This is a genomic window from Pseudomonas sp. BJa5 (assembly GCF_030272875.2).
Lineage (GTDB): Bacteria > Pseudomonadota > Gammaproteobacteria > Pseudomonadales > Pseudomonadaceae > Aquipseudomonas.
Genome location: NZ_JALRNG020000034.1, coordinates 24692 through 35787, shown reverse-complemented (window position 1 = coordinate 35787; position 11096 = coordinate 24692). Strand labels below are relative to the sequence as shown.

Annotated in this window: 9 protein-coding genes; 1 reads left to right on the top strand and 8 read right to left on the bottom strand. The window is 64.9% G+C overall.

From position 1 onward, the window contains the following. Window positions 1-17 precede the first annotated feature (17 nt). On the bottom strand, window positions 18-248 hold the full coding sequence (locus M2D63_RS18925; protein ID WP_285864524.1) for a DUF3820 family protein: 231 nt from the start codon (window positions 246-248) through the stop codon (window positions 18-20). Between the two features lie 200 nt (window positions 249-448). On the opposite strand from M2D63_RS18925, the gene M2D63_RS18920 reads away from it, so the two are divergent. Beyond that, on the top strand, window positions 449-922 hold the full coding sequence (locus M2D63_RS18920) for a PA2169 family four-helix-bundle protein (protein ID WP_285864523.1): 474 nt from the start codon (window positions 449-451) through the stop codon (window positions 920-922). Here the strand turns inward: M2D63_RS18920 and M2D63_RS18915 are convergent. From M2D63_RS18915 to M2D63_RS18885, 7 genes are all read right to left on the bottom strand, one after another. Next, entirely contained in the window at window positions 919-2412 is a 1494-nt protein-coding gene (locus M2D63_RS18915; RefSeq protein WP_285864565.1) for a sensor domain-containing diguanylate cyclase, read from the bottom strand. The two genes, M2D63_RS18920 and M2D63_RS18915, sit on opposite strands and share 4 nt — an antisense overlap. A 161-nt stretch (window positions 2413-2573) precedes the next feature. Then, complete coding sequence (locus M2D63_RS18910) at window positions 2574-3908, bottom strand: OprD family porin (RefSeq protein ID WP_285864522.1); 1335 nt, start codon at window positions 3906-3908, stop codon at window positions 2574-2576. Window positions 3909-4114: 206 nt separating this feature from the next. Next, the gene (locus tag M2D63_RS18905) at window positions 4115-4339 is read right to left on the bottom strand and encodes a hypothetical protein (RefSeq protein WP_285864521.1); all 225 of its coding nucleotides are present in this window, start codon (window positions 4337-4339) and stop codon (window positions 4115-4117) included. 369 nt (window positions 4340-4708) lie between these two features. After that, entirely contained in the window at window positions 4709-6088 is a 1380-nt protein-coding gene (locus tag M2D63_RS18900; protein ID WP_285864520.1) for a heavy metal sensor histidine kinase, read from the bottom strand. Further along, complete coding sequence (locus M2D63_RS18895) at window positions 6063-6737, bottom strand: heavy metal response regulator transcription factor (RefSeq protein WP_285864519.1); 675 nt, start codon at window positions 6735-6737, stop codon at window positions 6063-6065. The genes M2D63_RS18900 and M2D63_RS18895 overlap by 26 nt, the downstream gene beginning before the upstream one ends. A gap of 9 nt (window positions 6738-6746) precedes the next feature. Further along, window positions 6747-9848, bottom strand: a complete 3102-nt coding sequence (locus M2D63_RS18890) for a multidrug efflux RND transporter permease subunit (protein ID WP_285864518.1) — start codon at window positions 9846-9848, stop codon at window positions 6747-6749. Then, a complete protein-coding gene (locus tag M2D63_RS18885) occupies window positions 9845-11014 on the bottom strand; it encodes an efflux RND transporter periplasmic adaptor subunit (protein WP_285864517.1) in 1170 nt (389 codons plus the stop codon). Before M2D63_RS18885 ends, M2D63_RS18890 begins: the two co-directional genes overlap by 4 nt. Window positions 11015-11096: the final 82 nt, after the last annotated feature.

The following is an 11096-nucleotide window of genomic DNA, read 5'->3' as shown; positions in this document are numbered from 1 at the left end:
CGATTGCGGTGCATCAGCTACCTCGTATCGCGGGCCAAGCCCGCTCTCACAGGCACCAGCAACTCGCCCAGACCGTTGTGGTCGATCTCGTGCATCAGGGCCAGCAAACCGCCCAGTTCACCCTTGGGAAAACCCTGGCGGGCGAACCAGGCCAGGTAGTGGCCGGGCAGGTCGGCGATCAGCCGGCCCTGGTACTTGCCGAAGGGCATTTCGCGGGTGACCAGCAGGACGAGGGTTTCAGGATTCATGGAGCGGGTTCTGGGGAAGAAGGTTCGACCATACATGCATTCTGCATGAAGGCCAAAGGACAGTTCATGCAGAACGCTCGGTTCGTGTTCATTTTCTGTTGCGCAAGTGCCTGAAAAACAGGCAGGTGCCTGTTGCGCCAGGGCTGGCATGAACACTGCTCCATACCTTTGCACCTTTCCTCATGCAAAGGAGTTTTGTCATGACTAGCCAGAACAAAGAAGTGGTTTCGGTACTCAACGATCTGATCGAGTACAGCAAAGATGGCGAAAAGGGGTTCAAGACCTCTGCCGACGATGTGAAGAATCCTGACCTGAGAACCTATTTCCTGCAGCGTGCCGGCGAGTGTGGCAGTGCAGCGTCCGAGCTGCAGAGTCAGGTGCGTACCCTGGGCGGCGATCCGCAAACGTCTACCAGTGTGAGTGGTGACATGCATCGTGGATGGGTCAACCTCAAGTCGATGCTTACCGGCAAAAGCGAAGAGGCGGTGCTCAATGAAGTGGAGCGCGGCGAGGACCATGCCCTGAAGGCCTACCGGGATGCGCTGGAGAAACTCGCCCGGCTGAATGAAGTTCCGGGCAGTGATGTCTACGCTCTGGTCGAGCGCCAGTATCACGGTGTGCAGCGCAACCATGATCAGGTCAAGGCGTTGCGCAACCAGGCACGGGCCCGCTAGGCCGCAGTTTCCACGCGATTGCGGCCATTGCGCTTGGCACGGTAGAGCGCATCGTCGGCACTGCCCAGCAAGGCGGCCAGGTCGTGCTGGGTGCCTGGGGTGAAGCAGCCGACGCCAATGCTGACGGTCACCGGCTGTGTGTCGTCGGCATAGGGCGGCAGCGCCTCGATGCTGCTGCGGATGCGTTCGGCCAGGTTCTGCGCGCCACGGCGTTCGGTCTCGGGCAACACCACCAGAAATTCTTCGCCGCCGTAGCGCGCCGCCAGGTCGGCCGGGCGGCGGATGCTGCGGGCGATGGCGGCGGCGACGGCGCGCAAGGCCTGGTCGCCACCCTGGTGGCCATGACGTTCGTTGAAGGCCTTGAAGTGATCCACGTCCACCATCAGTACCGCCATCGGCCGCTGGTTGCGCTGGGTGCGCGACCATTCCCGGCGCAGCACCTGGTCGAGCTGGCGGCGGTTGGCAAGGCCCGTGAGGCTGTCGGTGGCGGCCAGCGCGGCCAGGTCCTGTTCGGCGCTATGGCGACGGCGCAGCTCGCGGCCCAGCAACAGGGTCAGCCAGAGGATGCCGATGCACAGCACGCCGGTGGCGCAGCCGACCAGGATCGCCGTGCGCCGCCAGGAGTCGAAGACTTCATCGCTCGAACGCGCCACGATCACGATCAGGGGCAGGTCCGCCACCTTGGCGAAGGTGAGCAGCCGTGGCTTGCCGGTGCGCCCGGAGAGGGTGGCGAAGCTGCCGCTGCCTTCGGCCAGCAGACGCTTGAAGTTGGGGCGGTCGGCGAAGTTGGCGCCGATCAGCGGATCTTCGGCCGTGGTCGATTGGCGGGCCAGCAGCACGCCGTCGGTGTTCATCAGGTTGATGCTGCTTTCGCTGCCGATGTCCAGGCGCTTGAACAGTTCGTTGAAGTACGACAGGCGCAGGGCGCCGGCGGCAACGCCGGCAAATTCGCCATCGGCGCCGTTGATGCGGCGGGTGAAACTGATGCACCAGTCCAGGTCGCCCAGGCGTGCCTTGAACGGTGGGCTGATGACCAGGCCAAGGTCCTTGTTCTGGCGATGGGCCTGGAACACCTTGCTGTCGGAAAAATTGGCCTGGCGCGGGATCACGCTGGTGGAGTCGGCCGCCACATCGCCGTGGGCGTCGAGCCAGAGCATGTCGCCGCGTACCGGGGTGGTGAAGGCCTGGTTGAAGATGATCTGCTGGCGCAAGGCGGGCGGCATCGAGCGCAGTTGCGGCTGCTGCACCGCCCAGATCAGGCCGCGCAGGGACAGGTCGTAGAGTTCGACATTGCGCACGATGTCGCTTTCGATCAACTGGACGATATTGCTGGCCGCGCGCGTGGCACTTTGTTCGACGTTACTGCGCTCACGTATCAGCAGGAAGCTGACGATGGCAACGATGGCGAGAACGGCCAGGCAACTGCCCAGGTTCAGGATCAGCTCCGGATGAGACTTGTACAGGGCAGATCGCTGGGAGCGGGTGGGCAAAGTCATGGTCGCAGCCGAAGACCGTCAGAAGAGTCGCGGCGTGGTTACGCGGCGGCGGTATTCTAGGGGCGGCGTGATTGTCGGACAAGATGTTAATGGGCACTGGCCGACGGAAAGAGCTGGCGTGGGCCAGCTCTTTGCAGGCTTTTTGCAGGGACAGATCAGAAGATGTTCAGCGGATAGTCGATGATCACCCGGTACTCGTCGACGTCGTTGTCGATCTGCGAATAACCCTGGCTGCCACGGTGGCTGGCCCAGCGCAGCAGCACCGACAGGTCCTTCAGGCTGCCTTGCTGGAACACGTACTGCACGTCGATGTCACGCTCCCAGTGCTGGGCGTTCTCGCCTTCGGGGTTGTACCAGTGCTCGCCGTAGCCAACGCTGTTGGGGTCGACCTTGGTCAGGTCCAGCTCGCCCCGTGAGTAGGACATGATCGTGCTCAGGCCGGGAATGCCGGCGCCGGTGAAGTCGTAGGCGTACTTGAGCTTCCAGGAGCGCTCGTTGGGGCCGTTGAAGTCCGAATAGATCTGCGAGTTGTCCAGGTAGACGCTGTCGCCCTGGTTGATGTAGTCGAACGGGGTGTTGCCGTTGACCCGCTGGTACACCGCGGTGAGGCTGTTGTAGCCGACATTGACGGTGAAGTGCAGGCTGTAGGTGTTGTTGTCGATATGACCGAGCAGCGCCTGGCCGGTGTCCTGGGTGTGGTAGTAGTGCAGGCCCGGGTTGAGGCTGACCAACTCGTTGAGCTGCCAGGTGTAGTCGAGGTCGAAGTAGTACTGGTTCCAGATGTCCTTGAGTTCGGCAGCGTACAGGCTGGAGGTCAGGTTCGGCACACCGCTCCAGGCCATGCCGGCCCAGTTCAGGTGACGGCTTTCGCGATCGTCCGGCAGGGCGCCGTAGAAGGTGTCGATGCGGCGGTGGCCGCTCTGGTTGTAGGGCTTGGTGAAGCTGGCCTGACCGGCTTCGAGCATCAGGCCCTCGATGCTGTTGTTGCTCAGGCTGACGCCGCGGAAGGTTTGCGGCAGCATGCGCGATTCGCCGCCGGCGATCACCGGGTTGGTCAGGAACAGGTCACCGGCCTTGAGCTCGGTGTCGAAGGCCTTGAGCTTGACCGCGGCACCGGCGGTCGAGAACGAATCGGGGGCCTTGCCCGGCTCACCGTCGCCCTGGGTGTTGATCGGCAGGATGCTGGAGCCGGAGGTGCCGGCGCCGCCATCGAGTTTCAGGCCGAGCATGCCGTGCACGTCCAGGCCGAAACCGACCATGCCTGGGGTGTAGCCCGATTCGAACTTGCCGAGAAACCCCTGTCCCCATTCCCGGTTGTCATGCACGCCGCGATCGAGCTGATTGCGGTTGAGGTAGTAGTTGCGTGCATGCAGGTTCAGGCTGGACCCATCGATAAAGCCGTCGGCCTTGTCCTGGTCGGCCTGGGCGTTGCAAGGGATCGTTGCAGACAGTGCAACGAACAGGGGGGTGAAGCGTAACGCAGTGTTCACCGGTATGAACTCCTTGAGGTGAAGGTAAGGCAGTTTTTATTGTGCGAATCACGATCTTGTTATGAACAAACGCAGCAGTGCTCTTGCACTTTTCGACACAGCAAAAAAAAGCCGCTGGCAGGCAGCGGCTTTTGAAGACAACCGCACAGGCGCTCAAGTCACCTGTACAGTCATCGAGGGAGTCGAAGGGTGGCGCGGGGTATCGATCAGCTGTCGCTTGCGTCACTCACGGAAACCTGGGAAGCGGTCTGTTCCGCAGGCTTTGCCGACTGGCCCGGCTGGGCGGCGAGGGCCTGGCGGGCTTGTTCGAGGGCAACGGAATGCTCGGCATTCTGAGCGACGAAGGCCTTGGATTCTTCGGCCATGGCCAGGGGCGACAACAACAGTGAGGACAGGACGAAAACGCTGGCAACACCCATACTGGTGGACATTTGCAACAACCTTCTTGCAGGGCAAGTGTTAAGTAGGTGTGAGTAAATTAGTCGGAATGGTTGGCGGGAAACAGAGGGAGGGTGGATAAGCACTGTTGCAGTTTTAGTAACAATAATAGGGTTTGAAGTGCTTGCGTTCGGCTTTCGTAGCTGCTGCCGTCAGGCTGCGATCGGGCGTGAAACGGCCGTGCTAGACGCCTCGCCGGGGTGCCTGGGTTGCGACTGCTTTGCAGTCGATCGCAGCCTCGTTCCTCGGCAGCGGCTACACCTGGGATTGCGTTCCGTCCGTCACATCGCATCGCAGGCTTCGCCAGCTCCCACAAGGGGCTGAGATTCTGTGGGAGCTGGCGAAGCCTGCGATGGGCCGCATCAAGCCGGCAACAGGATGCCGAAGGTATTGGCCCCCGCCTGGCTGCGCACGAACACGCTGCCGCCATGCATCAGGGCGATGGCCTTGACGATCGCCAGGCCCAGGCCGTGGTTGCCGCCGCCGCTGGTGCGCGCAGCATCCACCCGGTAGAAGCGCTCGAACAGCATCGGCAGGTGCGCCTGGTCGATGGCCGGGCCCGGGTTGCTCACGGCGATGCTGATCTGCTCGCCCTGCTGCTCGATGCGCACCTGGATGACCTGCTGCGGGGCGGTGTGCTGCACGGCGTTGTTCAGCAGGTTGATCAGCGCCCGGCGCAACTGGGCCTTCTCGATGTGCGCCTGGGCATCGCCACTGACTTCGACGCGCACCCGGGCATCCTCGAGGATGTAGTCCAGGTAATCGAGGGTCGCGGCCACTTCCTCGGCCAGTGAACTCAAGGTCAGGGCCGTGGCCTTGCTGCCCTGGTCGGCGCTGGCCAGGAACAGCATGTCGTTGATGATGGTGCGCAGGCGTTCGAGTTCTTCCAGGTTCGACTGCAGCACCTCGAAGTAATGCTCGGCGCTGCGTCCACGGGTCAGCGCCACCTGGGTCTGGCCGATCAGGTTGGTCAGCGGTGAGCGCAGCTCATGGGCGACGTCGGCATTGAACGCCTCCAGGCGGCTGTAGGCCTGGTCGACCCGCTCCAGGGTGGCGTTGAAGGTGCTGGCGAACTGTGCCAGTTCCGGCGGCAGGTCGGCCAGCTGCAGGCGGCCGCTCAGGCGCGGCGGGGCGAGCTTCTGCGCGTCGGCCGACAGCGTGCCCAGGGGGCGCAGCCCGACCCGCGCCACCCAGTAGCCGAGCAGCGAAGCCAGTAGCACGCCGAATACCGACAGGCTGATGATCGCCACCAGCAAGGTGTGCTGGGTTTGCCAGAAGGTCTCGGTGTCGATGGCGATCAGAAAGCGCAGGGCCGGGCGGTTGCCCATGGCCGGCAGTTCGCTGACCAGCACCTTGAACGGGTAGGGGCTGTCGGCCAGGTGCAGGTCGCGCATGCCCAGCCGGCCCTGGGCGAAGGTGCGGATGCCGGCGTCGGGCTGGCCGTACTCGAAGGGCAGCCGGCCACTGACCACCCAGAAGCGGATGCGCCGGTCCTCCTCGCTGAGCAGGTTGAGCTTGTTGGTGATCTTGGCCCAGTGCTCCGGGGTGTCGTAGCGGGTCAGTGACGACTCCAGCACGCTGAAGCGCGCCTCCAGCTCCGCCACTGGCAGCAGGTCGAGGCTGCGGTCCACCTGCTTGTACAAGGCGCCGCCAATCAGCAGGAACACCCCCAGCGCCACCAGGGTGAACAACGCGCTCAGGCGCAGGGCGATGGAGTTAGTCGGCACGGTTTTCCAGAACATAGCCCATGCCTCGGATGGTGTGCAGCAGCTTGGTTTCGAAAGGACCGTCGAGCTTGGCCCGCAAGCGCTTGATCGCTACTTCGACGACGTTGGCGTCGCTGTCGAAGTTGATGTCCCAGACCAGTTCGGCGATGGCGGTCTTTGAGAGGATCTCACCCTGGCGGCGGGCCAGCACGCTGAGCAGCGAGAACTCCTTGGCCGTCAGGTCCAGGCGCTGGCCGGCACGGCTGGCCTTGCGACTGATCAGGTCGACCCAGAGGTCGGCGACCTGGATCTGTACCGGCTCATGGCTGCCACTGCGACGGGTCAGGGCCTGCAGGCGGGCCACCAGTTCGAGGAAGGAAAACGGCTTGCCCAGGTAGTCGTCGGCGCCTTCGCGCAGGCCATGGATGCGGTCTTCGACCCGCTCGCGGGCGGTGAGCATGATCACCGGCGTCTGCTTGCGCGCGCGCAGGGCCCGCAATACGCCATAGCCGTCCAGGCCCGGGAGCATGACGTCGAGCACGATCACCGCGTAGTCGCCTTCCAGGGCCAGGTGCAGGCCGTCGATGCCGTCGCGCGCCAGGTCCACGGTGAAGCCCTGTTCGGTCAGACCGCGGTGCAGGTAGTCGGCGGTCTTTTCTTCGTCTTCGATAATCAGCACACGCATGGTCGGCTCTCAACGGGCATTGGGCTGCGCCAGGTTCACGGACGCCCGGCGCCGATGGAACAGGCGTTCCAGGGCCAAGTATATGATTGGCGTGGTGAACAGTGTCAGCGCCTGGCTGACCACCAGCCCGCCGACCACGGCGATGCCCAGGGGCTGGCGCAGCTCGGCGCCGGCACCGACCCCGAACATCAGCGGCACCGCGCCGAGCAGGGCGGCGAGGGTGGTCATCATGATCGGCCGGAAGCGTGTCAGGCAGGCCTGGTGGATGGCCTGCTCGGGACTCAGGCCCAGGTTGCGCTGGGCATCCAGGGCGAAGTCGATGAGCAGGATGCCGTTCTTCTTGACGATGCCGATCAGCAGCACGATGCCGATCAGGCCCATGATGCTGAAGTCCTGGCCGGTCAGCCAGAGCAGCGCCAGGGCGCCGAGGCCGGCCGAGGGCAGGGTGGAGATGATGGTCAGCGGGTGGACGAAGCTCTCGTAGAGCACGCCGAGGATGATGTACACCGCCACCAGCGCGGCGAGGATCAGCCACGGCTGGCTCGACAGTGAACTCTGGAAGGCCTGGGCCGCACCCTGGAAGGTGCCGATGATCGAGTCGGGCATGCCCAGCTCGCGCTGGGTGCGTTCGAGGATGCGCACGGCATCGCCCAGGGCCACCCCCGGTGCCAGGTTGAACGACAGGTTGGCCGCCGGGAACAGGCCGTCATGGCTGATCGACAATGGCCCGGTGCTCGGTGGCGCGACCTTGGCCAGCACCGACAGCGGCACCATCTCGCCGCTCAGCGGCGAGCGCAGGTAGAAGTAGTTGAGGCTCTCGGCCTTGCCGCGCTGGCGGGCGTCGAGTTCGAGGATCACCTTGTACTGGTTGGTTTCGGTCTGGAATTCACTGATCTGGCGCTGGCCGAAGGCATCGTAGAGGGCCTGGTCGACGTCGGCGGTGGTCAGGCCGAAGCGCGCGGCGGCGCGGCGGTCGATGTCGATACGGGTGACGCTGGCGCCCAGTTGCAGGTCGTTGGACAGGTCGCGAAATTCGGGGCTTGCCTTCAGGCGTTCGGTCAGGCGCTGGGTCCAGAGGTTGAGCGCCGCGCCGTCGTTGCTCTTGAGTACGTACTGGTACTGGCTGCGGCTGGGGCCGGAGCTCAGGTTGATGTCCTGGCCGGCGCGCATGTACAGGACCACCCCCGGCACCTTGGCCAGTTGCGGGCGCAGGCGGTCGATGAATTCGCTGGCCGAGACATCGCGCTCGCCACGGTCCTTGAGGGCGATCCAGAAGCGGCCGTTGGCGATGGTCTGGTTGCTGCCGGTGACGCCCACGGCATGGGAGAAGGCCCGTACCGCAGGGTCGGCCTCGATCACCTTGGCCAGGGCCTGGTGCTTCTTGATCATGTCCGGGTAGGACACATCCGCCGCCGCTTCGCTGGTGCCGAGCACGAAGCCGGTGTCCTGGACCGGGAAGAAGCCCTTGGGAATGGCGGCATAGCCGACCACCGCCAGTGCCAGGGTCACGGTGAAGATACCCAGCATCAGCCGCTGGTGAGCCAGGGCCTTGACCAGTGCGCGCTCGTACCAGGCCAACAGGCGCTCGCCCAGGCCGGTCGTGTGCTGCGCGTCGTGCCCGGGACGGTCCATGAACAGGGCGCAGAGGGTGGGCGCCAGGGTCAGCGAGACCAGCACCGAAACCAGGATGGTCGAGGTGGCGGTGAGGGCGAACTCCTTGAACAGCCGGCCCACCACGCCACCCATGAACAGCAGCGGAATGAACGCCGCCACCAGCGAGAAGCTGATCGACACCACGGTGAAGCCGATTTCGCCCGAGCCCTTGATCGCTGCCTCGCGCATGCTGTCGCCGGCTTCCAGGTGACGGTGGATATTCTCCACCACGACGATGGCGTCATCGACCACGAAGCCCACGGCAATGACGATGGCCACCAGGGTCAGGTTGTTCAGGCTGAAGCCGAACAGGTACATCAGGGCGAAACTGGCGACCAGCGACACCCCCAGCACACTGGAGACGATCAGGGTCGCCGACCACTGGCGCAGGAACAGCGCCATCACCCCGATCACCAGGGCGACGGCGATCAGCAGGGTGACTTCCACTTCGCGCAGCGAGGCGCGGATGGTCTGCGTGCGGTCGTTGAGCACCGAGACCTGGACCGAGGCCGGGAGCATCTGCTCAAGGCCCGGCAGGGCGTCCATGACCCGGTCGACGGTATCGACAATGTTCGCGCCCGGCTGGCGGAACACCACCAGGTTGAGGCCCTGCTGCTCCCCGGACCAGGCCTTGACGTAGGCGTTCTCGGCGCCATTGATGACCTTGGCGACATCCTTGAGGTGTACCGGTGCGCCATCGCGGTAGGAGACGATCAGCTGGGCGTACTCCTCGGGATGGAACAACTGGTCGTTGGTGGCCAGGGTCGAGACGCTGTTCTCGCCGTACAACGCGCCCTTGGCCAGGTTCAGGCTGGTCTGCTGGATGGACTGGCGCAGGTCGGCCAGGGTCAGGCCGAGGGCGGCGAGTTTCTCCGGCTGGGCCTGTACGCGGATCGCCGGGCGCAGTTGGCCGGTGATGTTGATCAGGCCGACCCCGTCGATCTGGCTCAACTGCCGGGCCAGCAGGGTTTCGGCGTAGTCGCTCAGTTCATTGGCGGGCATCTGCGCGGAGCTGACGGTGAGGATCAGCACCGGGCTGTCGGCCGGGTTGACCTTGCGCCAGGTCGGCGGGCTGGGCATGTCCTGGGGCAGGCGGGCGGTGGCGGTGTTGATCGCCGCCTGGACTTCCTGGGCGGCGGTGTCGATGCTTTTTTCCAGGGTGAACTGCAGGATCAGGCTGGTCGAGCCCAGGGCGCTGCTGGAGGTCATCTGGGTCATGCCGGGGATGGAGCTGAACTGCACCTCCAGCGGGGTGGCCACCGACGAGGCCATGGTTTCGGGGCTGGCGCCGGGCAGCTGCGCGGTGACCTGGATGGTGGGGAAATCAGCCTCCGGCAAGGGCGCGACCGGCAGGCGCGGAAAGGCGATGACCCCGAGCAGCACCAGGGCGAAAGTCAGCAGCAGGGTGGCGACCGGGCGGTCGATGCACCAGGCCGAAAGCGAGCCCCGGGCTTTCATGGCTTCACCTGGCGGTCGGCGACATCCTCGGGAGCGGCGTTGTCGGCGGCCACTTCGACGGTGGCGCCGGGCTTGAGGCGCGACTGGCCGTCGGACACCAGTTTGTCGCCCTTGCCGACCCCGGCGACGATGTTCAGCACACTGTCCTGGTACAGCACCTTGACCGGCACGCTCTCGACCTTGTCGCCCACCAGTCGGTAGACAAAGTGCCCGTCGATGCCGCGTTGCACCACCTGGGGCGGCACCACCAGGGCATCCTGGTCCAGGGCGGTCTGCAGCTTGAGGGTCACCAGTTGGCCGGGCCAGAGGCGGGCGTCGGGGTTGGCGAATTCGGCCTTGACCCGGATGGTGCCGGTGTTGGCGGCCACCTGGTTGTCGATCAGGGTCAGTTTGCCCTCGCCGAGCAAGGTGCCGCCGCTGTCGCCGTCACCTTCCAGGAAGGCCTGGACAGCGGCAGGCGCCTGCGCCTTGAGCAGCGCCTGCAGGGTCGGCAGCATCTGTTGCGGCAGGGAGAACTCGACCCCGATCGGGTCGATCTGGGTGACGCTGAACAGCCCCTGGGTATCGGCCACCCGCAGGAAGTTGCCTTCATCGACATTGCGAATGCCCACCCGACCGGTCACCGGGGAACGAATCTGGGTGTAGGACAACTGCACCTGGGCGGCAGCAATCGCCGCCTGGTGACCGAGCACCGTCGCTTGCAACTGGTTGAACAGCGCCTGCTGTTGATCCAGGGTCTGGCGCGACACGCTGTTGTCGGTGCTCAGCAGCCGGTAGCGCTTGAGGTCGACACCGGCCACCTGCAACTGCGCCTGGCTTTGCCCCAGCTGGGCCTGGGCCTGTTCGAGGCTGGCACGAATCGAGCGGTCGTCGATGGTCGCCAGCAGGTCGCCTTGCTTGACCCATTGGCCTTCCTTGACCAGCAGGCGGGTCAGTACCCCTTCGACCTGTGGGCGGATCACCACGCTGTGCAGCGACAGCACCGAGCCGATGCCGCTGACGTAGCGCGGCACGTCCTGCTGTTTGACGCTGACCACTCGCACCGGGATGCTCGGCGCCTTGCGGACGGTTTCATCGCCCGGGCGCGCGAACAGCCACCAGCCGGCCCCTGCCAAGGCAAGCAGGACGGCGAGGCTGAGCACGAGGGTACGGGACTGGGTTCGCATGCTGGCTGGGCACCGCCGACGAAGGGATGGTACGGCTAGTTTATAGCGCCCCGACCCGGTCAGCAGCGTGACCGCCAACTGA